Here is a 23,450-nt window from a genome sequence, read left to right as displayed (position 1 = left end):
GCTTCGACACGCTCGGCCCGAACGGCCTTTGCTATGATCAGCTAAGGATTCACGTGTCCACCCTCGCTCTCCTCTTCCTGGTGCTGGGTCTCGGGCTGATCGCCTGGATCAGCGCACGGGTGCGCGCCTCGCGCTTCGTGATCGCCGGGCCTGCATCGCAGCGGCCGCATTCGCTGCCCGCCTATCACGCCTGGTATGTCGGGCTGTGGGTGGCGGTGCCCGCCCTGCTCTTCCTCGCGGTCTGGGCCAGCGTCATGCCCGGCCTGGTGACCCAGGCCGTGCTGGCGACGCCCGCCGCAGCCGAACTGCCGAGCTTCGGCATGGAGCGCGCTGCGATCCTGGGTGAAGCCCGCGCATTGGCCGATGGTTCGATCAAGGCGGCGTTCAACCCCAAGGCAACAGCACTCGCCCCCGCTTTCGAGCAAGCACTCGGCTTCTACGGCACGATCGGCGCGGTCGTCGCGTTGCTGCTCGCCTTTGCCGGCGGCGCCTATGCCTTCACCAAGGTCAAGCCCGACTTCCGGGCGCGCACGCGGGTTGAACGGCTGGTGATGGGGGCGCTGCTGACCGCCTCACTCGTGGCCATCCTGACCACGATCGGCATCGTCGCCTCGCTGATCTTCGAATCCGCGCGCTTCTTCTCGATGGTCTCACCGATCGAATTCCTGTTCGGCACCCAGTGGAGCCCACAAACCGCGATCCGCGCCGATCAGGTGGGATCGTCGGGCGCGTTCGGCGCGGTGCCACTGTTCTGGGGCACGATCTTCGTCGGCGCGATCATCGCGATGATCGTCGCGATCCCGCTCGGCCTGATGAGCGCGATCTACCTCACCCAATATGCCAAGCCATCCACGCGCCGCTGGGTGAAGCCGATCCTGGAGATCCTGGCGGGCGTTCCCACCGTGGTCTATGGCTATTTCGCCGCGCTAACCGTGGCGCCGGCGCTGCGTGACATGGCGGTCGCCATCGGGATCAGCAGCGCGTCTTCCGAATCCGCGCTCGCGGCCGGCCTCGTCATGGGCGTGATGATCATCCCCTTCGTTTCATCGATGGCCGACGATTCGATCGCGGCGGTGCCGCAGGCGATGAAGGATGGATCGCTCGCCATGGGCGCAACCTCATCGGAGACGATCCGCAAGGTGCTGCTGCCCGCGGCGCTTCCGGGCGTGGTCGGCGGCGTGCTGCTCGCCGTCAGCCGCGCGATCGGTGAAACCATGATCGTGGTGATGGCCGCTGGTCTCGCCGCCAACCTGACCGCCAACCCATTTTCCAGCGTGACCACGGTTACCACCCAGATCGTCCAGCTTTTGACCGGGGATCAGGAATTCGACAGCGCCAAGACGCTTGCCGCCTTCGCGCTCGGCCTGGTGCTCTTCGTGATCACCCTGCTGCTCAACATCGTCGCGCTCCGCGTGGTGAAGAAATACCGGGAAGCTTATGAGTGACAGTCTAGTCGCCCCATCGCCCGTCTCCCCGGCCCAGCCGGCGCCACGCGCGCCGACCGACTGGAAGACCGATGCGATGCAGACGCGCATCCGCAAGCGCTACGCCGCCGAACGCCGCTTTCGCCTGCTCGGCCTCAGCGCCGTGACGATCTCGGTCGCCTTTCTGGCCTTTCTGCTGATCACGATGGTCGGCAACGGCGCACGCGGCTTCACGCAGACCGAAGTCCGGCTGCCAATCGATTTCCCGAGCGCCGGGATCGTGGTCGACGCCGCTGCATTGCACGGCGACGGCGCTCGCGCGGCGCTGGCCGCGGTCGACCTTGAAGGCGTGACGGCGAAGGCCGCGACCGCGGCGTTCGGCAAGCAAGGCCCAGCGATGCTTTCCGATGGCGCCTGGCTGTCGGTGCGCGACGCAATCGAAGACGATCCGTCGATCCTGACACGCAAGATCGACGTCGCGGTGCCGGTCTCTACCAAGATCGACCTCGTCGCCAAAGGCAATGGCGACGATGCCGAGGCACGCGCCGCGCACGATCAACTGGCCAAGGCCGGCAGGCTTTCGACCGACTTCAACGTCAACTTCCTGACCGCGTCAGATTCGACCGATCCCATGCGCGTCGGCATCTGGGGCGCGCTCAAGGGCTCGCTGATCACGATGCTGGTGACCTTGCTCCTCGCCTTTCCGATCGGCGTGCTGGCGGCGGTCTATCTTGAGGAATATGCGCCACGCAATCGCTGGACCGACCTGATCGAGGTGTCGATCAACAATCTGGCGGCGGTGCCCTCGATCATCTTCGGCCTGCTCGGGCTCGCGGTGTTCCTCAATTTCATGCACCTGCCACGATCGGCCGCGATCGTCGGCGGCCTGACGCTGGCGCTGATGACGATGCCCGTCATCGTCATCGCCGGCCGCAACGCGATCAAGTCCGTTCCGCCATCGATCCGCGACGCCGCCTATGGCGTCGGCGCATCGCCGGTACAGGTGGTGTTCCACCATGTGCTGCCGCTCGCATTGCCGGGCATCCTGACCGGCACGATCATCGGCATGGCGCGCGCGCTGGGCGAGACCGCCCCGTTGCTGATGATCGGCATGCGCGCCTTCATCGCGACGCCGCCGAGCGGCATCACCGATCCGGCCACCGTGCTCCCCGTCCAGATCTTCCTATGGTCCGACGAAGTGAGCCGTGGTTTCGTCGAGAAGACGTCGGCCGCGATCATCGTCCTCCTGGTCTTCCTGCTCACCATGAACGGGCTGGCCATCTATCTCCGCAACAAGTTCGAGCGCCGCTGGTAATGGAAAACATGACCGAAACTCTCAAAATGACCGCGCGCGACGTCAGCGTGTTCTATGGCGCCAAACAGGCGATCAAATCGGTGTCGATCGACATCGACATGGCGAACGTCACGGCCTTTATCGGCCCGTCGGGCTGCGGCAAATCGACCTTCCTGCGGACGCTGAACCGCATGAACGACACGATCGCCGGCGCACGCGTCGAAGGCCGGATCGAGCTGGACGGCGAAGATATCTACGCCTCGTCGATGGACGTGGTGCAGCTTCGCGCCCGCGTGGGAATGGTCTTTCAGAAGCCCAACCCCTTCCCCAAGTCGATCTACGAGAATGTCGCCTATGGCCCGCGCATCCACGGGCTGGCGCCGGCCAAGGCCGATCTCGACCGCATGGTCGAAAGCGCGCTGCGCAAGGCCGGATTGTGGGACGAGGTGAAGGATCGCCTCAACGAAAGCGGCACCGCGCTTTCGGGCGGCCAGCAGCAACGGCTCTGCATCGCGCGCGCGATCGCGGTCGATCCCGAAGTGGTGCTGATGGACGAGCCCTGCTCGGCGCTCGACCCGATCGCGACCGCCAAGATCGAGGAACTGATCCACGAACTGCGCGGTCGCTATGCGATCGCGATCGTGACGCACAACATGCAGCAGGCCGCGCGCGTGTCGCAGAAGACGGCGTTCTTCCATCTGGGAACGCTGGTCGAATATGGCGACACGTCGGAAATCTTCACCAACCCGCGCGAAGAGCGCACCAAGGATTACATCACCGGCCGCTACGGCTGAGGATAGATCGCGTTTTAAGAGGACTTGCGATGGGTACCACCGAACATACCGTCAAGGCGTTCGACGAGGATATCGGCGAGCTGCGCGGGCTGATCTCCGAGATGGGCGGCCGCGCCGAAGCCGCGATCGTCGCGGCGATGGACGCGCTGGTGAAGAGCGACACGAACGCCGCGAGCCGGATCGTTTCAGAGGATACACGCATCGACGAACTCGAAAGCCAGGTCGAGAAGCTGGCGGTGCGCATCATCGCGCTGCGCGCGCCGATGGCCGACGACCTGCGCGAAGTGGTCGCCGCGATCAAGATCGCGGGCGTGATCGAGCGCATCGGCGACTATGCCAAGAACATCGCCAAACGCGTGCCGCTGATCGAAAGCCGGCGCATGATCGAGCCGATCTCTCTGCTGCCCGCGATGGCGAACACCGCGACCGAGATGGTTCACGATGTGCTCAACGCCTTTGCCGCGCGTGACGCCGCGCTGGCGCTGCGCGTGATCGAGCGCGACAATGTGGTCGACGATTTCTACAATTCGATCTTCCGCACCCTCGTCACCTTCATGATGGAAAATCCCAAGACCATCGGTGAGGCCGCGCATCTGCTGTTCGTCGCGAAGAATCTCGAGCGCGTCGGCGACCATGCCACTAACGTCGCCGAGATGGTCTATTATGCCGCGACGGGCGAATATCTTGGCGACCGCGCCGGGCGGGAGGGCTGATCATGGCACGCGCAGACATGCTGCTGGTCGAGGATGACGCCGCGCTGGCCGAACTGCTCGTCTACACCTTCCAGCGCGAGGATTTCGCGGTCCGCCATACGCCAGACGGTGAGGAGGCGCTGCTGCTCGCGCAGGAATCGGCGCCCGACATCGTGTTGCTCGACTGGATGGTCGAAAGCCTGTCGGGCATCGAGGTCTGCCGGCGCCTGCGCCGCGCGCCCGATACCGCCAATGTGCCGATCATCATGCTGACGGCGCGGGGCGAAGAGGAAGATCGCGTGCGCGGGCTCGACACCGGTGCCGACGATTATGTGACCAAGCCCTTCTCGCCGCGCGAACTGGTCGCGCGCGTCGGCGCCGTCCTGCGCCGCGTGCGCCCAGCCCTTGCCGGCGAAACGTTGAGCTATGCCGATATCGAGATGGACACGGTCGGCCACAAGGTGAAACGCGGCGGCGCGGTCGTGCCGCTCGGCCCTACCGAATTCCGGCTGCTCAAGCATTTCCTGGAGCATCCCGGATGGGTGTTCTCACGCGAAAGGCTGCTCGATTCGGTCTGGGGCCGCGACAGCGAGATCGAACCACGCACGGTGGACGTCCATATCCGCCGCCTGCGCAAGGCGATCAACCAGGGCGACCGCGCGGACATCATCCGTACCGTCCGCTCCGCCGGCTACGCGCTCGACGCCGACGCGGCCTGACCTGTCACCACATCGCAGGCGCGCCCTGGAGTGCGCCTGCCCCTTGATAGGCCGAACGCACTGTCGACACGGCGGAACGTTCGGCCATCCCATGCGCGCAGGAACCAGTGCGTGTTCGTTTCGTTTTCGTGCTGACGCGGGCGGGCAAGGAGATGAAGATGAAATCCATGTTCCTGATGGCGGCACTCGCCCTGAGCAGCACAGCGATCGCACAACCGCCGCCGCCCGAGCAGGCTGATCAACCGCCAGTGGCGGATGCGGCGGCACAGCCGGCGGAGATGCCACCGCCCCCACCGCCGCCCGGCCAGGCGAAGATCGTCCGGCCATCGCCGCCAGTGGAGCAGGCTTTCCCGCCTCCGCCGCCGAAGGCCGAATATCCCTGGTGCTCGCGTACCGTCACCGATGGCTGCAAGCAGCGCAACGATCCGGGCAACCGGAAATGACCCGGGCCTGATCCATCGCCGCCGCCCGCACCTCGAGCCGGGCGGCGGTTAGACCTTCCCATCGATGCGACGAGGCTTTAGGTGACGTTCGCGTAAACGTCATTCGGAGCAGGATATGAGCATCGATTTCAAGGACCGGGTCGCGATCGTCACCGGAGCCGGCGGTGGACTGGGCCGCGCCTATGCGCTCGAACTCGCCAAGCGCGGTGCGAAAGTCGTCGTCAACGATCTCGGCGGATCGCGTGACGGCACCGGCCATTCCAATGCCGCGCTGAAGGTCGTCGAGGAGATCGAGGCAGCCGGCGGCACCGCCATGTCGAACGGCGGCAGCGTCACCGAATATGAGCAGATGGTCGAAATGGTCGCCAAGACCAAGGAAACTTGGGGCGGCGTCCATGTCCTGATCAACAATGCCGGTATCCTGCGAGACAAGAGCTTCGTGAAGATGGAGCCCGTCGATTTCGATCTGGTGGTGAAGGTCCATCTGATCGGCTCGGCCAACTGCACCAAGGCGGTGTGGGACACGATGCGCGACCAGGCCTATGGCCGCATCCTCATGACCGCCTCGTCGACGGGCCTTTACGGCAATTTCGGCCAGGCCAATTACGGCGCCGCCAAGCTCGGCCTCGCCGGCCTTACCAAGACGCTCTACCTTGAGGGCGCCAAATACAATATCCGCGTCAACACACTGGCGCCGGTCGCCGGCACGCGCATGACCGAGGACATCTTCCCCGAAGAAGCCTTCGCCGCCTTCGCGCCCGAGAATGTCGCACCGGCGGCGCTATTCCTCGTTTCGGAGGACGCACCGAGCAATGCGATCGTCGGCGCCGGCGCCGGGGTTTTCCAGGCCGCTTATGTCACGCTGACCCAAGGCGTGTTGCTGCCGCAAGACGAGCGCACCCCCGAAGGCGTCGCCGCCCACTGGGCGCAGATCACCGATCGGACCGGAGAGATCGTGCCGCAATCGGGCGCCGAACAATCAATGGTCATCCTGTCCAAATTGCAGGGTAAATAGCCCTCTTCTGAGGCGCCAAATAGTGTATTGCTGATTTAATACAGTAATGCTACCCTCCTGGGGCAAGGGGAGGAGAAGCCGCATGTACAGTGAAACCGACCTGGAAGCAGCGGTGGCCGCGGGCGTGATCACGCCTGCGGCCGCCGAAGCCTTCCGAAACCATGTCGCGGCCGGACGCGCCACGCCAACCGTCGATGAGGAAAGTTTCCGTCTCCTCACCGGCTTCAACGATATTTTTGTCTCGATCGCACTGGTGCTGCTGCTGGTAGCACTCGGCTGGATCGGCGGAGAACGCTCCGCAGCGCTCGCGGGCGCCCTCGTCGCCGGGGCAAGCTGGGGCTTGGCTGAATATTTCACCAAGCGTCGTCGCATGGCGCTGCCGAGCATCCTGTTGCTGCTCAGCTTCACCGGCGGTGTCGCCGCCACGATGATCGGCGCGCTTGTTGATGTGCAGGCCGATTTCGGGAACCGCACCAGCGCATTGTTCCTGGCCGGCATCGGAGTGATCACAGCCGCCGCAGCCTGGGGCCATTGGCTGCGCTTCCGCGTGCCGATCACGGTCGCGGCGGGTGCAGTGTCGCTCGTTGGCGTGGTCGTGGCGCTCGCGCTGGCGTTTAATCAGGAACTCGTCGACTATGTGACCTGGCTGGTGCTGGCCGGCGGCATCGCGACCTTCGCCTTCGCCATGTGGTGGGACATGTCGGATCGCACGCGCCAGACCCGACGTTCCGATGTTGCCTTCTGGCTCCATCTCGTCGCTGCGCCCATGATCGCGCATCCGATCTTCCACGCGCTGGGCGTGCTCGACGGCATGATCGGAACCGCTCAGGCCGCGATCGTCATCGCGCTCTACATCATATTCGCGATGATCTCGCTTACGGTCGATCGCCGCGCCTTGCTCGTCTCGTCGCTCGCTTATGTTCTCTACGCGATGAGCGCGCTGTTCGAGAAATTCGGCGCGGTGAGCATGAGCGTGGCGCTGACCGGTCTGGTCATCGGCTCCGCGCTGCTGACGCTCTCGGCCTTCTGGCACACGGCCCGCCGGCTGGTGGTCAATACGCTGCCCGGCGATCTGCGCGCGAAACTGCCGGTACTCGACCGACCGGCGATCAGCGCCTGACCCCATAAACATAAGGGCCACCCGGCTGCAACGGGTGGCCCCCTTCCATCCTTCCCCCCACCCCAGAGGGGGGAATTTTTTATGCCATCAAATGGTGGGCACCAGCTTGAGCAACTTGCGTTCGACCGGCGCGAGCACCGAACTCAACTCATGCCCACGCCGCAGAACCGCACCGGCTTCGCTGACCAGCGCCCACATGCCCTGGCGATTGCGCAGCGCCGGACGCTTCTCGATCCGATATTCTGGCCGCTCGGTCGCACGGCGGAAAGCCGAGAAGATCGCGGCCTCACGCCCCAGATCGATCGCATAATCGCGCCAATAGCCCGCCGCGACCATCCGCCCGTAGAGATCCAGAATCCGCATCAGTTCGCTGCGATCAAACCCGATCTGCGGCGTTACGCCGCGCGAAACCGGGAATGGCGTGACAGTCGCGCTCATGCGCTTTCGCGTTCACCGTCCGTCTTGCCGGACTTTTCGGCCAGCATCGTATCGAGTTGCTTCTGCATGCGTTCGAGCTCGCATTTCAGGATTTCGAGCTTCTGCGTGGCCGGATCGAAGATATCGCTGCACGGCGTGCCATAGGGCACGAAGCCCTTCTGATATTCGACGGCATCCACCAACGTTTGCCGCGCGGGAATGCCCACCATCACCGCACCTTCGGGCACGTCTTTTGTGACGACCGCATTGGCACCGATGCGCGCGCGCGGGCCAACGGTGATCGGGCCGAGCACCTGCGCGCCCGATCCGACGATCGCGCCGTCGAGCAAGGTGGGGTGGCGCTTTCCGGCAACACCGTTGGCCGGATTGGTGCCGCCAAGCGTCACGCACTGGTAGATGGTGACGTTATCGCCGATCACCGCCGTCTCACCGATCACGGTGAAGCCATGATCGATGAACAGGTTTCGGCCGATCTGCGCGCCGGGATGGATGTCGATCGCGGTCAGGAAACGCGACAGGTGATTCACGAAGCGCGCGACGAAATACAGTTCCGCCTCGTACAGCCAATGCGCCACCCGGTGCAAGCCGATCGCCAGCACACCCGGGTACAGCAGAATCTCCCATCGCGACCGCGGCGCCGGATCGCGGGCCTTGATCGAATCGAGATAGGTTTTCAACTCAGCCAGCATCGCGGGCCCTCCCTGGAACGGACATAATCTAGGGACAAAGACGAGCCGTTTCAAATGGAGGCTGAAAGCGCTTGTCTAGCCCATTGATAGGGAATCTGTCTTGTCCATCCTCTCTCCCTAGTGCAGCACAGCCCCGCGACGAGAGGGACCGGTAGCCGAATGATCGAACTTATCCAGGAACATTGGCTTGCCATCCTGCCGTTTGTCGCGGTCGGATTCGCCGCGCAGATGGTCGATGGCGCGCTCGGCATGGCTTTCGGCGTGATCTCCTCGACCTTGCTGGTCAGCGTGCTCGGTGTGCCGCCCGCGACCGCTTCGGCTGGCGTCCATCTGGTCGAGTGCTGCACCACCGGCGTGTCCGGAATCAGCCATGCGATCCACAAGAACGTGAACTGGAAACTGTTCTTCCGGCTGCTCGTTCCCGGCATGATCGGCGGCATCGCCGGCGCCTATCTGCTCACATCGCTCGATGCATCGATCACGCGTCCCTTCGTGATGGCGTATCTGGCCGGCATCGGCATCTACCTGCTTGTGCGCGGCCTGCGCTATCCGCCGCATACGCATCGCGAACCCAAGATCATCGAACCCCTTGGCCTGGCCGGCGGCTTCCTCGACGCGGCCGGCGGCGGCGGCTGGGGCCCTGTCGTGACGTCCAACCTGCTCGTTCAGGGCGCGCAGCCACGCACCACCATCGGCACCGTCAACAGCGTCGAGTTCTTCCTGACGATCACGATCTCGGTCACCTTCCTGATCGGCATCGGCACGGACGGTTTTTCCGCCGATTTCTGGTTGCCGGTGATCGGCCTGCTCGTCGGTGGCGTCGTCGCGGCCCCATTTGGTGCGCTTATCGCCAAGCGTGTCCCCGCGAAGACATTGCTCGTCATGGTCGGTGTCGTGCTGACCGCGACCAGCTTGTTCAGCATCTATCGCGCGATTTTCTGACCGTCTTCAAACAGTCACATATTCGATGATATACCCCAAATTGATCGGATGGGGTAATCAATGTCGACATATTTGCCGACGCTCAAGCAGCTTCAATATCTTGTCGCCTTGCGCGAGCATGGCCATTTCGGCCGCGCGGCGGAAGCGTGCTTCGTCACGCAATCGACGCTGTCGGCGGGGTTGCGCGAACTCGAGTCGCTGATCGGCATCACGCTGGTAGAGCGCACGCGCCGGGTCGTGCGGTTCACCCCGCTCGGAGATCGGATCACCGACAAGGCGATCAGGGTGTTGCGAGAGGCGGAGGAATTGTCGGCGATGGCGCGCGCCGCCGGCAAGCCGCTGTCAGGGGATCTGCGCATGGGCGTGATTCCGACGATCGCTCCATTCCTGCTGCCGCGTATCCTGCCGCGCATCCGCGCCGACTGGCCCGAGCTCAAGCTCTACTTGCGTGAGGAAACCAGTCGTTCCGCCTGCGAATCGCTGCATCATGGTCAGGTCGACTGCGTGTTGCTCGCCCTGCCCTATGCCTGTGGCGATGTTGAGGGGGAAACGCTGTTCGACGACCGCCTGTTCATCGCCTTTCCGCACGACGAAGGCGCGAGCCTTCCAGATCAGGTGCGCGCGGACACGATCGACGAGAGCCGGCTGTTGCTGCTTGAAGATGGCCATTGCCTCAAGGACCATGCGCTCGCCGCGTGCAATCGTCCGGAACTGCGCGCCGAAGCCTCGATGCTCGGGACCTCGCTCCATACCCTCGTCCAGATGGTCGACAACGGGCTGGGGGTGACCATGCTGCCACAAATGGCCCTCGACGCCGGCATATTGAGCGGAACCAATATCGAAGCGCGCGCGCTTGACGCCGAGGCTCCCTCACGCCGAATCGCCCTAGTCTGGCGCAAGGGGTCTCCTCGTGAGAAAGACTTCCGCCTGCTTGCCGAGGTACTGCGCTCCGCCAGCGTCCGATCGCCCGACTGAGACGTCCTGGCTGAAACCAAATTGCAACAGGCCGTGATCCTTTGTAGCTAAAACGCGCGAAAGCGCCCTCTTTCAGCTCAAATGGAGATCATGATGAAGTCACCCAGGAACGGCGTTGTTGTTCTTGCCGCGTCCCTGCTCGCCTTTGCTGCCCCCTTCGCGGCTCAGGCGCAGGACGCAACCGCCGCCCCCAACCCCGTCGTCGGCGGCGCCGAAATGCTGCCCACCAAGACCATCGTCGAAAACGCCTCCGCATCGACGGACCATTCGACGCTCGTGTCCGCGATCAAGGCCGCTGGCCTTGACGCCGAGTTGTCCGGAGCCGGCCCCTTCACCGTCTTCGCGCCTGCCAACGAAGCGTTCGACCGGCTTGCGCCGGGCACGATGGACACGCTGCAAAAGCCGGAGAACAAGGCAACCCTTGCCAAGATCCTGCATTATCATGTCGTGCCTGGCGCATTGTCGCTGGAAACGCTGGTCAAGCAGGCCAAGGATGCTGGCGGCAGCACGACGCTGACCACCGTCGAAGGCGGTACGCTGACGCTGACCGCCGAGGAAGGCGGCATCGTCAAGCTGACCGACTCCAACGGCAATCCGGCCTATATCGCGCAGCCCGACGTCACGCAGTCGAATGGCGTGATCCACGTCATCAACGGCGTTCTGGTCCCCAAGCTGGGCTGACGCCGGATCTATCGCCGCTCCTCACCACGGGAGCGGCGCCCTTCCTGTTTCAATCGCGAGTCCATCGATCGCGCGCGGCATCATCGGCGATACGTGCCTCGACCCAAGCACCGCCACCGTCGCGGTGCTCCTTCTTCCAGAACGGCGCTTCGGTTTTCAGCCAGTCGATCAGAAAGTGGCAGGCATCGAGCGCCGCGGTACGATGCGATGACGCCGTCCCCACGAAGACGATTCGTTCGCCCGGCGCCAATCGACCCACGCGATGGATCAGGACGATACCCAGCAATGGCCAGCGCCGTTGCGCCTCCTCCGCCAGCCGCGCCAACGCGCCATGAGTCATCGACGGATAATGTTCCAGTTCGAGGGCGGTCAGGCCACCGTCGCCGCGCACGATGCCGGTGAAGCTCGCGACCGCGCCACCGCCCAGCGCTTCGAGATCAGCCAGCCGGGCGGCAACGTCGAAATCCGCCTCTCCGACTTCGATGGCGATCATCCGCCGGTGACCGGCGGAAAAAGGGCGATCTCACGCGCGCCGGTGATGGGAGCGTCAAGCGGCGCGAACACCTGGTCGATCGCCGCACGTATTCGCGAGCGATCGGTAAAAGCCCGGGCATGGCCATCGCTCAATGTCGAAAGCCAATCGAGCACGGCCGCCACCGTCAGCGCGTCGGCCGGCGGATCGAGCCGCTCTCCATCGCGGCCGATCGCTTCACGCACCCAGGCAAAATAGACGAAATCGATCGCCATGCCGTTTCCCTAAGGCCTGTCGCCGAGCGGCCGGGCGCTGGTGAAGCGCGGCACGAACCGCCGGACTTCACCGATGAACAAACCATCGCGAACCGCCGGATCCGCGGCCACCAGCGCCTCGGCGGCTGCGAGGTCGCGTATATGCAACAGCACCAGCCCTCCATCCGCGCCCAGCGGCCCGGCCGTATGGATGACGCCCTGGTCGACAAGCCGCTTCATATAACGGGCATGCTCGCCCAACCCCTGTTCCGCCATCGGCATGCCGGTCTTCCAGGCCGGGCCAGGCCGATAGATGACCGCGAACAACGAACGATCCGCTTCGACAGCCGATGGCTGCCCCGCCTGGACCGGCGCAGCGACCGCGCAAAGAGACAGAAGAATCGCGAAGCGAAGAGGTACCATCCTCAATCCATATGCTTCAGGCCGACGCGCAGATAATCCCAGCCGGTCAGCAAGGTCAGCAAGGCGGCGCCCCACAGGCTGATCAGCCCGACATCATGCACCCAGGGCCAATATGGCACCGCGCCCGCCAGAATAAGCGCGCCGAGCGAGATGAGCTGGAACGTCGTCTTCCACTTGGCGAGCTGACTGACCGGGACGGAGACGCTCAATCCCGCCAGGAATTCGCGCAGGCCCGAAACCATGATCTCGCGCAGCAGGATCACCAGCGCCGCGATGATATGATAGGTGCGGATATCGTCGATGAAGACAAGCATCACGATCACGGCGGCCACCATGATCTTGTCGGCGATCGGATCCAGGAAAACGCCCAATCGCGAAACCGTGCCCTTGGCGCGCGCCAGATAGCCGTCGAAATAGTCGGTGATGCCCATCAGGCAGTAAAGCGCGAACGCCAGGAAATAGTCGAACGGCTTGGGCGTCGGCCACAACAGGAATACGAGCAGCGGAACGGCGAAGATCCGCGACAAAGTGAGCAGGTTCGGCAGCGTCAGCATCCTGTCTTCCCCATAGAGCCTGATCGCCCGGCGTGGAAGCGCTGAGCGTGCCAAACAATATTCGCGATCGATATCGAGACTTTGCGTTGGATGCTTGTGCGCGATCCGCTATGGAACGGCCACGGACAGACCTCGGAGCGAATTCACCGATCCATGCAAACTTCGCTCGGGCTCCTTTCGCGCCGCCGATTCCTGCCGCTGTTCGTCACGCAGCTCCTCGGCGCCTTCAACGATAATCTCTTCAAACAGGCGATGGTCCTGTTCGTCGTCTACGGCGTCTATAACGACGCCGCGTCGGAAACGATCTTCAGCGGCATCGCCACCGGCATCTTCATCCTGCCCTTTTTCCTGCTTTCCGCGATGTCGGGTCAGCTTGCCGATTCGATCGACAAGGCGAAGATCATCCGCATCGTCAAATTCTGCGAAATCCTGATCATGCTTGTCGGGGCGGCGGGACTGGTGCTGGCCTGGCAGGGCTATGCGGTGAAACTGATGGCGATCCCGCTGCTGCTGCTCGCGCTGTTCGCGATGGGCATCCACTCCACCTTTTTCGGTCCGATCAAATACGCCATCCTGCCCCAGCATCTGGAAAAGGACGAAGTGCTCGGCGGCACGGGACTGGTCGAAGCCGGCACCTATATCGCGATCCTGGCAGGCACGATCCTCGCCGGCGTGATCCCGGTGGAGATCGCGGCGATCGGCGTCGTGATCACCGCCGTCATCGGCTATTTCGCCGGACGGCAGGTTCCCCCTGCCCCGCCCGTGCACGAGGATCACAGCATCGACTGGCATGTGATTCGCGCATCGGTCGCGCTGGTGCGCGGCACCATGCATATCCGCCACCTGTATCTGGCGATCGTCTCGATCAGCTTCTTCTGGACGATCGGCGCGGTGCTGTTCATCCAGTTCCCGCCTCTCGCCAAGAACGTGCTGACGGCCGACAAGGCCGTGGCCAGCCTGTTTCTCGCCGTCTTCTCGATCGGCATCGCGATCGGATCGATCGCGATCAACCGGCTGCTGAAGGGCAAGGTTTCAGCGCGCTATGCACCAGCATCCGTGATCGTGATGGCGATGTTCGTCGTCGCCTTCTATTTCGTGTGCACCCAATGGGGCGGTGCGACCGATGGACGACTGTACGGGATCGGCGAATTCCTGAATCACCACATGGCGATTCCGCTGCTCGGCAGCCTGCTCGGCATCGCGATCAGCGGCGGCATGTTCGTGGTGCCGCTTTACGCCTTCCTCACCACCAGTGTCGACAAGAGCCAGGCGGCACGGACCGTCGCGGCGAACAACATCGTCAATTCGGGGGCCATGGTGGTGGGCTCGTTGATCGCGCTTGGCCTCAGCGCGCTGGGTGTTTCGATCGAGCATCAGTTGCTGCTGAGCGCCGCGATGTGCCTCATCTCGGCATGGTTGGCGCAAAAGCTCCATCGAGCCTGTGACTGACCACCGCCCTTCCCGCGAAAGCTGGAATCCGGCCGCGTAGCCCAAACGAAGAGCGTATCGCGACAAAACTCCGCGTTCGCGGGACCGACGAAGCAATTATCCGGCGAACACGCCGCAAGCAATGCGGCCGCCGCTGTTGCCCGAGGGATCGGTCTTCATGTCGTCAGCCGTCGCGTGAATCACCAGCGCGGCACCATCGGCGTCGAGCAGGCCACCCTCGCCACTCAGCTTAGCGCCGGGCAGATCGATAGTGAGCGAACCGCTGCCGTCCGCGCCGATGGTAATATTGGGCAAGTCGCCGCTATGCGCACCCTGTGGATTGTCGTGCCCGTGCTGACGCGCCGTCGGGTTCCAATGGCCGCCCGCGGTCTGGAAATCCGGGGCATCGCATTTGCCAGTGGTGTGCACATGGATGCCGTGAATGCCGGCGGGAATGCCCTGCGCAGTGACCATCAACTTCAGACCGGACGCGGTCGCGACGATGCGCCCCTCACCCGCCGCCGTACCGCTGGCCATGTAAAGCGGAGCACGCGCACCGGGTATCGCGGCAGCGGCGCCATCTGCGGTCGCAGCATCGCTCGCAGCGCATGCCCCCAGCAACGCAAGCCCCATGATCGCGGGTAGAGTGAACGGCTTAGCGTTGCTGATCATAGATTGCCTCCTGAGGTGAGAATCAAATGCAACAAGCACGGGATTGGTTCCGGTTCAAGTTCAACCTTGCCCACTCGAATTGTTCGATGGACGGGATTCTCGCCACCTCGCCGTCCGGTTGCCCATCCCTTGCTCCCTGTCGAAAATCCCCCCGCCATACAGTTTGTTCTGTTGATCGCGTGCGCGTTGCGCCCTTTGCTGCGCAGCGGCATAAGCGCGCAAAATCGTTTCTAGCGGGGACGCACTCATGGCCATTCTTGTCACCGGCGCCGCCGGGTTCATCGGCTACAGCCTCAGCCGGGCGCTCACCGCGCGCGGCGACACGGTGATCGGGATCGACAATATCAACAGCTATTACGATCCCGCGCTCAAACAGGCCCGGCTCGCCGAACTCGCGGCGCATGCTGGCGACCGTTTCCGCTTCGCGCGCGTCGATTTCGCCGACGAATTGGCTCTTGAGGAGGCAGTTGCCGGCCAGGGCATCGATCGTATCGTCCATCTCGGCGCGCAGCCCGGAGTTCGTTATTCGATCGAGAATCCCCGCGCCTATGTCCGGTCGAATCTGGTCGGGCATCTGAATCTGCTCGAACTCGCCCGTCATGGCGGCGTCAAGCACTTCGTCTACGCCTCCTCATCCTCGGTCTATGGCAATACGCCCAACCTGCCCTTCCGCGTCGAGGATCGCGTCGACCATCCGATCTCGCTCTATGCAGCCACCAAGAAGTCAGACGAGCTGATGAGCGAGACTTACGCACATCTCTACCGCCTGCCCGCGACGGGACTGCGCTTCTTCACCGTCTATGGCCCATGGGGCCGTCCCGACATGGCGGTCTGGGGCTTCACCGAGAAGATCCTGGCGGGCAAGACGATCCAGGTTTTCGGCCATGGCGACATGCGACGCGATTTCACCTTCATCGACGACATCATCGCCGGTGTTGTCGCGGTGCTCGACAATCCGCCGCCGGACGACGGCCTGGAAAAAGCTGGCGGCAGCGTCGCGCCGCACCGCCTCTACAATATCGGCAACAATCGCTCCGAGGAACTCACCCGGATGATCGCAGTCCTGGAAGATGCGATCGGCCGCAAGGCCGAAACCGAATTGCTTCCGATGCAGCCCGGCGACGTCAAGGACACCTATGCCGATATCAGCGCGATCGAACGCGACCTCGGCTATCGTCCGACCACGCCGATCGACCGTGGAATCCCGACATTCGTGAACTGGTACAAGGCATATCGCGGGCTTTGATCCGCTCAGGGATTGGTAAGAGGATTCTGCTAGCAGACGCGGCATGAACCAGAATCGCAAGGTCATGCTGGTGTTCGGCACCCGCCCCGAAGCCATCAAGCTGTTTCCCGTCGTGCATGCGCTGCGCGCGATCCCCGGCATCGAAACGCGTGTCTGCGTGTCCGCCCAACATCGCGGCCTGCTCGATCAGGTGCTGGAGATCAGTGGCCTGACGCCGGACATCGACCTGGATCTGATGCAGGCGAACCAGTCGCTCGATCAATTGACCGCACGCCTGCTGTCTGAACTGGGCGCCGTTTACGACCGCGAGCGGCCGGCGCGCGTCATCGTGCAGGGCGATACGGCGACCGCGATGGTCGGGGCGCTGGCCGCCTATTACCGAAAGATTCCGGTCAGCCATGTCGAGGCGGGGTTGCGCAGCTACGACATATACCAGCCCTGGCCGGAAGAGGTGAATCGCAAGATCGTCGGCAGCATCGCCGATCAGCATTTCGCGCCCACCGAAACAGCGGCCCAGGCGCTCTCCCGCGAAAATGTGACAGCCGAAACCATCCATGTCACCGGCAACACGGTGATAGATGCGCTACACGCAACCGTCGCCAAGATCACGCAGGCACCCGCGCTCGCCGCCGGTCTCGACCCCGTGCTCGCGCCGTGCGCGGGCAAGCGGATCATCGCGGTCACAACGCATCGCCGCGAGAATTTCGGCGACGGCATGACAAGCATCGCGCGCGCGATCCGGCGGATCGCCGAACGCGAGGACATCGCGATCATCTTCCCCGTTCACCCCAACCCCAATGTCCGCAGCGCCATGGACAGCCTGCTGGCGGACAAGACGAACGTCGCGCTGATCGAGCCGCTCGATTATCCGCATTTCGTTCGCCTGCTCGGCGCGTGCCATGTCGTGCTGACCGATAGCGGCGGCGTACAGGAAGAGGCTCCTGCGCTCGGCAAGCCAGTATTGGTGATGCGCGAGACGACGGAGCGACCGGAGGGGGTGACCGCGGGTACGGCGAAACTGATCGGCACCAGCGAGGACCGCATCGTTTCCGAAATATTTACGCTGCTGGACGATAACGCCGCCTGGTCAGCGATGGCGCATGCCCATAATCCCTTTGGGGACGGGCAAAGCAGCCAACGCATAGCGAGGATCGTCGCCCATGCTTTCGGATTGCCCGCCTAAAGTCGTCGTTCTCGGCCTCGGCTATATCGGATTGCCCACCGCCGCCGTCATCGCGCGTTCGGGTTGCTCGGTGCTGGGCATCGACGTCAGCGAGCATGTTGTCGAGACCGTGTCCTCCGGCCGCGTCCATATCGAGGAAGTCGATCTGGATGGCCTCGTCCAGGGCGTCGTCGCGCGCGGAACGCTGCGCGCATCCACCCAGATCGAGCCCGCCGACGTGTTCCTGATCGCGGTACCTACGCCGTTCGGGACCGACCATGTTCCCGATATCGGCTATATCCTACAAGCCGCGACGAGCATCGCGACGGTGCTCAAGCCCGGTGACACGGTGATCCTGGAATCGACCTCACCCGTCGGCACCACCGAACAGGTTCGCGACCTGCTGGCGCAACTCCGCCCCGATCTCCGCGTGCCGGGCAAGACTGGGGAAGCCTCCGACATCGCGATCGCCTATTGCCCGGAACGCGTCTTGCCTGGCCGTATCCTTGTAGAACTGATCGACAATGACCGCTGCATCGGCGGCATCACGCCGCGTTGCGCGCGCAAGGCGCTGACCTTCTACCGCCGCTTCGTGCGCGGCCAGTGCGTCACCACCAATGCGCGCGCCGCCGAAATGGTGAAGCTGACCGAAAATGCGTTTCGCGACGTCAACATCGCCTTCGCAAACGAGCTCTCCCGCGTCGCGGACACGATGGATCTCGACGTCTGGGAGGTTATTCGGCTTGCCAATCGCCATCCCCGCGTCAACATCCTCCAGCCCGGCCCTGGCGTTGGCGGCCATTGTATCGCGGTCGATCCCTGGTTCCTGGTCCATGCCGATCCGGCGAACACGCCACTCATCCGCACGGCGCGCGAAGTGAACGACGGCAAGACGGACTATGTAATTGAAAAGGCCAATGAACTGGTCGAATCACTGCCGGGCGCGGCGATCGCTTGCCTCGGTCTCGCCTTCAAGCCCAATATCGATGACTTCCGCGAAAGCCCGGCGCTAAAGGTCGCGGAAGCGCTTGCCCATAAGCATGGTGACCGCATCAAGATCGTTGAGCCCCATGCCGGCAGCTTACCGGCGGCATTCGACGGCACCGGGGCCGAACTGGTCGATATAGATACGGCGCTCGCCACCTGCCCGGTCTTTATCGTGCTGGTCGATCATGACGTATTCAAATCCGTGCCAGCGGACGAGCGCGCCGACAAATGGGTCTATGACACGCGTGGCATCTGGCCGGATCAGCCGAAGAACCGTCGCATCGAGGCCGATCTGCGCCTCGCCGGCTAGGTTCGCGCCAACGGTGGATCAGGCTGCGGCGACAGCCGCCTCGCCGGTTTGCAGGAACCATCGTTCACCGCCCTCCAGCGCGATCGCGGTCAGCCGCCCCGACGCGAACGCGCCGGTATCGATGCCGATCCGGTTGGGGCGCTGATCGACCTCCTCGCTGATGCTATGGCCGTGAACGATGACGCACCCGTGCGAACCATCGTGCCGCAAAAACTCTTCACGGATCCAGCGCAGATCGGACACCCGCTGTTCGGCGAGTTCGACGCCAGGACGAATGCCCGCATGAACGAATACATAGTCGCCAAGTTCGATCACATCCTCGAACTTGGCGATGAACGCGACATGCGCGGCAGGAACGCGCTCGGCAAGCTGAGCGGTTAATCCGTCATAGTCGAGATCCTGATATTCCTGTTCGCTGAAGCCGTAGCTGATCAATGTCGCACGGCCGCCGACGCGGACAAGCAGGCGGGTGGCGCGAACGTCCCCCTCGATCGCACGAAGAAACACCTCCTCATGGTTGCCCATGAGAATGCTCACCGCAGGGCTGCTCCGCTTCAGCAACATCGCCTTCTCGATCACGCCTGCGGAGGACGGCCCGCGATCGATCAGATCGCCAAGCAGGATCAGCCTGACATCGGCCGGCGGCCGCCCCGCATTGTCGGCATCAATCCTCGCGAGCAGAGCCTCGAAAAGATCGAGACGGCCGTGAATGTCACCGATCGCGTAGATACGCATGCCTTCAGGCACTCGCGGCGCAACTTCCTGCTTACGCCGCTGCGTCCATCGTTTCAGTCTCGAATACAGCATATCATCCAATTATCTCGAAACCGCGCCATAGCCCGGAGAATCGACGCACGCAAAGCCCCGCCTCCGGCTCAAACGCATCATTCGCGCGTTTCGATGCCGGATCGGAAGTCTTCGGATTCGATCGTGATGCCGCCAGCTCCGACTGAACACTTCATGCCGACACGCCGAACAAAGCGAATCTTGTTGCAGTTCGGCAACGCCTTGTCCTCATTCACCAACGGGTCGCATCAAATGATTTTCTTCACGGAACTTTATGACCCAAGACGGATTTGCTTGAGGAGCCGCCATCGGGTGCGGTTCGCGCGATTGGTTTATGCTTGTTTTTGCGCGTGATGACGCTTTTGAGGCTTGTGCTCGGCAGGATCATGTGGCATCGCAGCGGCAATCAGAAGGCCGGTTGTTGTAAAGGGAGCCAGAATATGCGTTTGGGTAAAATCTCTATGGCGGCGATGGTAGCGCTCAGCATGGCTGGCACTCCCGTGCTCGCACAGACCTCGAGCCCTGCTTCGAAGCTTTCGGTTTCGGCAGCCGCCTCGAAGTCGGTTCGCACTGATGCGACCATGAAGGGCGAGAGCGAAGCTCGCGGCAGCAGCCTGATTCTGGCGGTTGGCGCCATCGGCCTGATCATCCTCGGCGTCGTCGTCGCTGCCGGCGGCAACAGCAAGCCGAAGAGCCCCTGATCTCATCAGGACTCAGGAATAGAAAAATGGCGGCTTCGAGCCGCCATTTTTTTGCCCGTCATTCCCGAGAATTGCGTACCGCAGATTTCCCACATTTTTCGTAGGCCTGTGCCTCCAGATCTTCACGGATCCGGTTCGAGCGCCCAACTTTGTGGGATTGCCTCGCAGCAGCACGTCCCCCGAAAAATTACGAGGGGCTGTTCATAGCTGTGACTGGGCTATCCGCACGATGGCCGATCGCGGGCTGACGCGACCACATCCGGTCGCCAGTCGTTTGCACGCAAATCCACCCCTACCGCATTGGTAGCGGCAAAAGCTTATGACGGCGACCCAACCGGCACGTAGCGCAGGCCTGCCCGCTTCGCCTCGCCGGCCGAGTAGATATTGCGCAAGTCAATCAGCAACGGCGAACGCATAGCCTTGGAGATCCGCGCCAGATCAAGGGCGCGGAACGCATCCCATTCGGTAACGATCGCCAGGGCATCAACGTCGCGGGCAGCCTCATAGGCATCACCGACCAGTTCGACATCGCCGATCAGGGGCTTCGCGACCTCCATGCCTTCAGGATCATAGGCCTTGATATGCACGCCGGCATCCTGGAGGCTTTGGATGATCGCGAGCGACGGGGCGTCGCGCATATCGTCGGTATTGGGCTTGAAGGTCAGGCCCAACAGTCCGACGGTTTTGCCACGAAGATCCGAGCCCATCGCCTGGAGGATGCGCCGGCCCATCGCACGTTTGCGACTGTCGTTCACCTGCACCGTCGCCTCGACGATCCTGAGCGGAATGGCATTGTCCTCGGCCGTCTTGAGCAGCGCGACTGTATCCTTCGGGAAGCATGAGCCGCCATAACCCGGCCCCGCATGCAGGAATTTCGCGCCAATCCGGTTATCCAGACCAATGCCGCGCGAGACATCCTGAACATCGGCCCCCACCGCCTCGCAGAGGTCGGCGATTTCATTGATGAAAGTGATCTTGGTCGCGAGAAAGGCATTCGCGGCATATTTGATCAGTTCGGAACTGCGCCGGCTGGTGAAGACCATCGGCGCCTGATTCAGGTAAAGCGGCCGATAGATTTCGCGCATCACATCGCGCGCCCATTCATTGTCGCTGCCGAGGACGATGCGGTCCGGCCGCTTGAAATCGCCGATCGCTGCGCCTTCGCGAAGAAATTCGGGGTTGGAAACCACTTCCACCTTCAGCTCGGGCCGCAGCTCTCGCATAATCTCTTCCACCCTGTCGCCCGTGCCGACAGGCACTGTCGATTTGGTGACGATCACCGTGTCGCCGGTCAGGGCACCCGCGATTTCACGTGCGGCTTCGTAGACATAGGTCAGATCAGCGTGACCGTCGCCACGGCGTGAGGGCGTGCCCACGGCGATGAAGATCGCCCCTGCCCCATTCACCGCCTCCGCGAGATCGGTCGTGAAGGACAGGCGATCCGCCGCAACATTCTTGGCGACAAGCGCATCGAGCCCCGGCTCGTAGATCGGCATCCGCCCGGCTTCGAGTGCCTCGATCTTCCGGGGATCCTTATCGACACATACGACGCTGTGGCCGAAATCCGAAAAGCACGCGCCAGACACCAAGCCGACATAGCCGGCGCCGATCATGGTGATCTTCATGTCATTCCCCGATGATGGTTTGAGAGCTTCTTAGACACTGTCCGGCCCGGATCAAACCCGAACGGGTGAAGGTGATTTCTGTTTACCGCGATTTTTGAGACGTCTGCCTGATTCGACGAACATCGACACGTTGCATCGCAGCATTCTGCTCGCCGAGCTTGCCATTTTCGCCGGAATCCAAAGGCACTCTCGCTCGATTTGACCGTCATGCGGCGCAGCAAGCGCACAAAAAGCGCACAAAAAAGGAGGCCGACCCAAGGGTCGACCTCCGATTTTTGTCGCATGAGGCGATCCGAAGATCGCCCGTCGCTTACATGCCCGAACCGGGTCCGTAAGTGATTTCCACGCGGCGGTTCTGCAGTTCGCGGACACCGTCGGCGGTCTCGACGCGCGGACGGCTTTCGCCGAACGCTTCGGTGGAGATGACGCCCGAAGGAATGCCCTTCGATTCCAGATAGGAGCGAACCGAGTCGTTGCGGCGCTGCGAGAGGCCCACATTGTACTTGTCCGAACCCGACTTGTCGGCGTGGCCGGCAAGCATGACCTGGGCGTTGCCGCAATTCTGGTACGCGGTGACCGCGTTGTCCAGGATCGAAGCCGCTTCCGGCGTGATGTTCGACTTATCCCAGTCGAAGAACACGATGTACGGTCCCGGCGTGCACTCCGGCACCGGCGGAGGCGGCGGCGGGGGAGGCGGCGGCGGGGGAGGCGGCGGCGGCGGCGGCGGCGGGGGAGGCGGCGGCGGGGCAGCCTCACCGAAGTTGAAGATCACCGAGCCGAGCAGGCTGTGCGAGCGGAAGCGGGTCTGCACGTCACGGCCCAGACGATCCACCAGATCGACATTGTTCACGTTGAAGAAGCGGTACTTCAGGCCAACGTCGATATTGTCGGTCAGCGGAGCGCGAACGCCCGCAATCGCCTGCCAGGCGAAGCCGGTGTCCGAATCGTTCAGGAAGCCGGGGCCAGTCGAGTTGATCGAGTAGTTGTCCGCCTTCACGCGGGCGACACCCGCGCCGGCACCGATGAAGCCCTGAAGGCCGTCATCATCGCCGAAATCGAGCATGCCGTTGACCATGAAGCTCAGAGCGGTCGTCTTGCCGCCAGCATAGTCATAGGTGCCCGAGGCGGAAACCGCGCTTCCGGGACCGAAGGGCGTGGGAACCGCCGACGTGTAGCCGTCGACGCTCGCGCTCTTGTAGCCGACTTCGGCTTCAACGCGGAAGCCACCGAAATCATAACCGATGATCGCGTCGAAGTCGTAACCATAGTCATGATCGACCCGAGCGGCATCGTTCCGGGCGCCGATGTCGAGATCGAGATCCTCGACGATCATCGCGCCACCCTCGACTCCGATGTACCACGCATCGTCGCGGGCGAGAGCCGGCGAAGCGAGGGCCGTGGAGGCAAGTGCCATCGCCATGGCGACTTTCCGCATAGGTATTCCCCTTTCTTGTTTGTCACTTAGGACAGCAAAAACTCACTACCCAATGCCATGTTTCCACGCAAGCGAAACAATTGGGTTGGGTGTGGCCAAAAAGCCGCACATCCCCCGCATCGGACACGCGCAGAACCAAAGAGTACCAGGAAGGTTCCCGAATATCGGC

At 63.1% G+C, this 23,450-nt stretch carries 26 protein-coding genes; 16 read left to right on the top strand and 10 right to left on the bottom strand.

Annotated elements, in window-relative coordinates:
* Window positions 1-53: 53 nt before the first annotated feature.
* The 8 genes from pstC (at window position 54) to ACODTA_RS01235 (ending at window position 7,501) form a co-directional block, all read left to right on the top strand.
* On the top strand, window positions 54-1,445 hold the full coding sequence (gene pstC, locus ACODTA_RS01270; RefSeq protein WP_489063978.1) for a phosphate ABC transporter permease subunit PstC: 1,392 nt from the start codon (window positions 54-56) through the stop codon (window positions 1,443-1,445).
* The gene (pstA, locus tag ACODTA_RS01265; RefSeq protein ID WP_489063976.1) at window positions 1,438-2,739 is read left to right on the top strand and encodes a phosphate ABC transporter permease PstA; all 1,302 of its coding nucleotides are present in this window, start codon (window positions 1,438-1,440) and stop codon (window positions 2,737-2,739) included. The genes pstC and pstA overlap by 8 nt, the downstream gene beginning before the upstream one ends.
* Window positions 2,739-3,512, top strand: coding sequence for a phosphate ABC transporter ATP-binding protein PstB (gene pstB, locus ACODTA_RS01260; RefSeq protein ID WP_489063974.1), 774 nt, complete (start codon window positions 2,739-2,741; stop codon window positions 3,510-3,512). The genes pstA and pstB overlap by 1 nt, the downstream gene beginning before the upstream one ends.
* Before the next feature lie 29 nt (window positions 3,513-3,541).
* Window positions 3,542-4,225: a phosphate signaling complex protein PhoU gene (gene phoU, locus ACODTA_RS01255; protein WP_489063973.1), complete on the top strand. Its 684-nt coding sequence runs from the start codon at window positions 3,542-3,544 to the stop codon at window positions 4,223-4,225.
* Window positions 4,226-4,227: 2 nt separating this feature from the next.
* Entirely contained in the window at window positions 4,228-4,923 is a 696-nt protein-coding gene (gene phoB / locus ACODTA_RS01250; RefSeq protein ID WP_222987988.1) for a phosphate regulon transcriptional regulator PhoB, read from the top strand.
* Between the two features lie 158 nt (window positions 4,924-5,081).
* Window positions 5,082-5,366 carry a hypothetical protein gene (locus ACODTA_RS01245; RefSeq protein ID WP_489063972.1) on the top strand — a complete coding sequence of 95 codons (285 nt, stop codon included), beginning with the start codon at window positions 5,082-5,084 and terminating at the stop codon, window positions 5,364-5,366.
* 115 nt (window positions 5,367-5,481) lie between these two features.
* The gene (locus ACODTA_RS01240; RefSeq protein WP_489063971.1) at window positions 5,482-6,381 is read left to right on the top strand and encodes an SDR family NAD(P)-dependent oxidoreductase; all 900 of its coding nucleotides are present in this window, start codon (window positions 5,482-5,484) and stop codon (window positions 6,379-6,381) included.
* An 82-nt stretch (window positions 6,382-6,463) separates the two neighbouring features.
* Entirely contained in the window at window positions 6,464-7,501 is a 1,038-nt protein-coding gene (locus tag ACODTA_RS01235; RefSeq protein WP_489063970.1) for a hypothetical protein, read from the top strand.
* Between the two features lie 87 nt (window positions 7,502-7,588).
* On the opposite strand, the gene ACODTA_RS01230 is transcribed toward ACODTA_RS01235, so the two are convergent.
* Together ACODTA_RS01230 and epsC are read right to left on the bottom strand one after the other, a co-directional pair.
* Window positions 7,589-7,939 (bottom strand): DUF2794 domain-containing protein, encoded by a 351-nt coding sequence (locus ACODTA_RS01230; RefSeq protein WP_489063968.1) that lies wholly within the window; start codon window positions 7,937-7,939, stop codon window positions 7,589-7,591.
* Entirely contained in the window at window positions 7,936-8,628 is a 693-nt protein-coding gene (gene epsC / locus ACODTA_RS01225; RefSeq protein ID WP_489063966.1) for a serine O-acetyltransferase EpsC, read from the bottom strand. The genes ACODTA_RS01230 and epsC overlap by 4 nt, the downstream gene beginning before the upstream one ends.
* Window positions 8,629-8,787: 159 nt before the next feature.
* On the opposite strand from epsC, the gene ACODTA_RS01220 reads away from it, so the two are divergent.
* The 3 genes from ACODTA_RS01220 (at window position 8,788) to ACODTA_RS01210 (ending at window position 11,226) form a co-directional block, all read left to right on the top strand.
* On the top strand, window positions 8,788-9,570 hold the full coding sequence (locus ACODTA_RS01220) for a sulfite exporter TauE/SafE family protein (RefSeq protein WP_489063964.1): 783 nt from the start codon (window positions 8,788-8,790) through the stop codon (window positions 9,568-9,570).
* A 60-nt stretch (window positions 9,571-9,630) separates the two neighbouring features.
* Entirely contained in the window at window positions 9,631-10,545 is a 915-nt protein-coding gene (locus ACODTA_RS01215; RefSeq protein ID WP_489063962.1) for a hydrogen peroxide-inducible genes activator, read from the top strand.
* A 93-nt stretch (window positions 10,546-10,638) separates the two neighbouring features.
* Complete coding sequence (locus tag ACODTA_RS01210; protein WP_489063960.1) at window positions 10,639-11,226, top strand: fasciclin domain-containing protein; 588 nt, start codon at window positions 10,639-10,641, stop codon at window positions 11,224-11,226.
* A 49-nt stretch (window positions 11,227-11,275) separates the two neighbouring features.
* Here the strand turns inward: ACODTA_RS01210 and ACODTA_RS01205 are convergent, their stop codons facing one another.
* Genes ACODTA_RS01205 through pgsA form a run of 4 tightly spaced genes read right to left on the bottom strand, consistent with a single transcriptional unit; the run spans window position 11,276 to window position 12,929 of the window.
* Window positions 11,276-11,719, bottom strand: coding sequence for a molybdenum cofactor biosynthesis protein MoaE (locus tag ACODTA_RS01205; protein WP_489063958.1), 444 nt, complete (start codon window positions 11,717-11,719; stop codon window positions 11,276-11,278).
* Window positions 11,716-11,973 (bottom strand): MoaD/ThiS family protein, encoded by a 258-nt coding sequence (locus ACODTA_RS01200; RefSeq protein WP_489063957.1) that lies wholly within the window; start codon window positions 11,971-11,973, stop codon window positions 11,716-11,718. Before ACODTA_RS01200 ends, ACODTA_RS01205 begins: the two co-directional genes overlap by 4 nt.
* A gap of 9 nt (window positions 11,974-11,982) precedes the next feature.
* Window positions 11,983-12,375 (bottom strand): YciI family protein, encoded by a 393-nt coding sequence (locus tag ACODTA_RS01195; RefSeq protein WP_489063955.1) that lies wholly within the window; start codon window positions 12,373-12,375, stop codon window positions 11,983-11,985.
* A 2-nt stretch (window positions 12,376-12,377) separates the two neighbouring features.
* Window positions 12,378-12,929: a CDP-diacylglycerol--glycerol-3-phosphate 3-phosphatidyltransferase gene (pgsA, locus tag ACODTA_RS01190; protein WP_489063953.1), complete on the bottom strand. Its 552-nt coding sequence runs from the start codon at window positions 12,927-12,929 to the stop codon at window positions 12,378-12,380.
* Window positions 12,930-13,082: 153 nt separating this feature from the next.
* On the opposite strand from pgsA, the gene ACODTA_RS01185 reads away from it, so the two are divergent.
* Window positions 13,083-14,378: an MFS transporter gene (locus tag ACODTA_RS01185; protein WP_489063951.1), complete on the top strand. Its 1,296-nt coding sequence runs from the start codon at window positions 13,083-13,085 to the stop codon at window positions 14,376-14,378.
* A 96-nt stretch (window positions 14,379-14,474) separates the two neighbouring features.
* Here ACODTA_RS01185 and ACODTA_RS01180 read toward each other — a convergent pair whose 3' ends face one another.
* Window positions 14,475-15,029 (bottom strand): superoxide dismutase family protein, encoded by a 555-nt coding sequence (locus ACODTA_RS01180; RefSeq protein ID WP_489063949.1) that lies wholly within the window; start codon window positions 15,027-15,029, stop codon window positions 14,475-14,477.
* Window positions 15,030-15,276: 247 nt separating this feature from the next.
* On the opposite strand from ACODTA_RS01180, the gene ACODTA_RS01175 reads away from it, so the two are divergent.
* The 3 genes from ACODTA_RS01175 to wecC are packed head-to-tail and all read left to right on the top strand — an operon-like array spanning window position 15,277 to window position 18,734.
* Entirely contained in the window at window positions 15,277-16,275 is a 999-nt protein-coding gene (locus ACODTA_RS01175) for a GDP-mannose 4,6-dehydratase (protein WP_489063947.1), read from the top strand.
* 43 nt (window positions 16,276-16,318) lie between these two features.
* Window positions 16,319-17,458 carry a non-hydrolyzing UDP-N-acetylglucosamine 2-epimerase gene (gene wecB, locus ACODTA_RS01170; RefSeq protein ID WP_489063945.1) on the top strand — a complete coding sequence of 380 codons (1,140 nt, stop codon included), beginning with the start codon at window positions 16,319-16,321 and terminating at the stop codon, window positions 17,456-17,458.
* On the top strand, window positions 17,436-18,734 hold the full coding sequence (gene wecC, locus ACODTA_RS01165) for a UDP-N-acetyl-D-mannosamine dehydrogenase (RefSeq protein ID WP_489063944.1): 1,299 nt from the start codon (window positions 17,436-17,438) through the stop codon (window positions 18,732-18,734). Before wecB ends, wecC begins: the two co-directional genes overlap by 23 nt.
* A gap of 18 nt (window positions 18,735-18,752) precedes the next feature.
* Here the strand turns inward: wecC and ACODTA_RS01160 are convergent, their stop codons facing one another.
* Window positions 18,753-19,469: a metallophosphoesterase family protein gene (locus ACODTA_RS01160; protein ID WP_489063942.1), complete on the bottom strand. Its 717-nt coding sequence runs from the start codon at window positions 19,467-19,469 to the stop codon at window positions 18,753-18,755.
* Between the two features lie 404 nt (window positions 19,470-19,873).
* Here ACODTA_RS01160 and ACODTA_RS01155 point away from each other — a divergent pair, with 404 nt between their 5' ends.
* On the top strand, window positions 19,874-20,221 hold the full coding sequence (locus ACODTA_RS01155; RefSeq protein WP_489063940.1) for a hypothetical protein: 348 nt from the start codon (window positions 19,874-19,876) through the stop codon (window positions 20,219-20,221).
* A 317-nt stretch (window positions 20,222-20,538) separates the two neighbouring features.
* Here ACODTA_RS01155 and ACODTA_RS01150 read toward each other — a convergent pair whose 3' ends face one another.
* Both ACODTA_RS01150 and ACODTA_RS01145 read right to left on the bottom strand, forming a co-directional pair.
* The gene (locus ACODTA_RS01150) at window positions 20,539-21,846 is read right to left on the bottom strand and encodes a UDP-glucose dehydrogenase family protein (protein WP_489063938.1); all 1,308 of its coding nucleotides are present in this window, start codon (window positions 21,844-21,846) and stop codon (window positions 20,539-20,541) included.
* A 310-nt stretch (window positions 21,847-22,156) separates the two neighbouring features.
* Window positions 22,157-23,281 carry an OmpA family protein gene (locus ACODTA_RS01145; RefSeq protein WP_489063936.1) on the bottom strand — a complete coding sequence of 375 codons (1,125 nt, stop codon included), beginning with the start codon at window positions 23,279-23,281 and terminating at the stop codon, window positions 22,157-22,159.
* Window positions 23,282-23,450: the final 169 nt, after the last annotated feature.

Source organism: Sphingomonas sp. FG14 (genome assembly GCF_057809675.1).
Note: the sequence above shows the minus strand (reverse complement) of the source record. Positions and strands in the feature narration are given on the sequence as shown.

Coding starts and splice junctions, on each gene's coding strand:
- phoB (WP_222987988.1), top strand. CDS start 4,228: ATGGCACGCGCAGACATGCTGCTGGTCGAGGATGACGCCGCGCTGGCC.
- ACODTA_RS01240 (WP_489063971.1), top strand. CDS start 5,482: ATGAGCATCGATTTCAAGGACCGGGTCGCGATCGTCACCGGAGCCGGC.
- ACODTA_RS01245 (WP_489063972.1), top strand. CDS start 5,082: ATGAAATCCATGTTCCTGATGGCGGCACTCGCCCTGAGCAGCACAGCG.
- ACODTA_RS01180 (WP_489063949.1), bottom strand. CDS start 15,029: ATGATCAGCAACGCTAAGCCGTTCACTCTACCCGCGATCATGGGGCTT.
- pstA (WP_489063976.1), top strand. CDS start 1,438: ATGAGTGACAGTCTAGTCGCCCCATCGCCCGTCTCCCCGGCCCAGCCG.
- ACODTA_RS01185 (WP_489063951.1), top strand. CDS start 13,083: ATGCAAACTTCGCTCGGGCTCCTTTCGCGCCGCCGATTCCTGCCGCTG.
- wecB (WP_489063945.1), top strand. CDS start 16,319: ATGAACCAGAATCGCAAGGTCATGCTGGTGTTCGGCACCCGCCCCGAA.
- ACODTA_RS01160 (WP_489063942.1), bottom strand. CDS start 19,469: ATGCGTATCTACGCGATCGGTGACATTCACGGCCGTCTCGATCTTTTC.
- epsC (WP_489063966.1), bottom strand. CDS start 8,628: ATGCTGGCTGAGTTGAAAACCTATCTCGATTCGATCAAGGCCCGCGAT.
- ACODTA_RS01200 (WP_489063957.1), bottom strand. CDS start 11,973: ATGGCGATCGATTTCGTCTATTTTGCCTGGGTGCGTGAAGCGATCGGC.
- ACODTA_RS01175 (WP_489063947.1), top strand. CDS start 15,277: ATGGCCATTCTTGTCACCGGCGCCGCCGGGTTCATCGGCTACAGCCTC.
- ACODTA_RS01220 (WP_489063964.1), top strand. CDS start 8,788: ATGATCGAACTTATCCAGGAACATTGGCTTGCCATCCTGCCGTTTGTC.
- pstB (WP_489063974.1), top strand. CDS start 2,739: ATGGAAAACATGACCGAAACTCTCAAAATGACCGCGCGCGACGTCAGC.
- ACODTA_RS01230 (WP_489063968.1), bottom strand. CDS start 7,939: ATGAGCGCGACTGTCACGCCATTCCCGGTTTCGCGCGGCGTAACGCCG.
- phoU (WP_489063973.1), top strand. CDS start 3,542: ATGGGTACCACCGAACATACCGTCAAGGCGTTCGACGAGGATATCGGC.
- wecC (WP_489063944.1), top strand. CDS start 17,436: ATGCTTTCGGATTGCCCGCCTAAAGTCGTCGTTCTCGGCCTCGGCTAT.
- ACODTA_RS01155 (WP_489063940.1), top strand. CDS start 19,874: ATGACGCTTTTGAGGCTTGTGCTCGGCAGGATCATGTGGCATCGCAGC.
- ACODTA_RS01205 (WP_489063958.1), bottom strand. CDS start 11,719: ATGATCGCCATCGAAGTCGGAGAGGCGGATTTCGACGTTGCCGCCCGG.
- ACODTA_RS01145 (WP_489063936.1), bottom strand. CDS start 23,281: ATGCGGAAAGTCGCCATGGCGATGGCACTTGCCTCCACGGCCCTCGCT.
- ACODTA_RS01210 (WP_489063960.1), top strand. CDS start 10,639: ATGAAGTCACCCAGGAACGGCGTTGTTGTTCTTGCCGCGTCCCTGCTC.
- ACODTA_RS01235 (WP_489063970.1), top strand. CDS start 6,464: ATGTACAGTGAAACCGACCTGGAAGCAGCGGTGGCCGCGGGCGTGATC.
- ACODTA_RS01195 (WP_489063955.1), bottom strand. CDS start 12,375: ATGGTACCTCTTCGCTTCGCGATTCTTCTGTCTCTTTGCGCGGTCGCT.
- pgsA (WP_489063953.1), bottom strand. CDS start 12,929: ATGCTGACGCTGCCGAACCTGCTCACTTTGTCGCGGATCTTCGCCGTT.
- ACODTA_RS01150 (WP_489063938.1), bottom strand. CDS start 21,846: ATGAAGATCACCATGATCGGCGCCGGCTATGTCGGCTTGGTGTCTGGC.
- ACODTA_RS01215 (WP_489063962.1), top strand. CDS start 9,631: ATGTCGACATATTTGCCGACGCTCAAGCAGCTTCAATATCTTGTCGCC.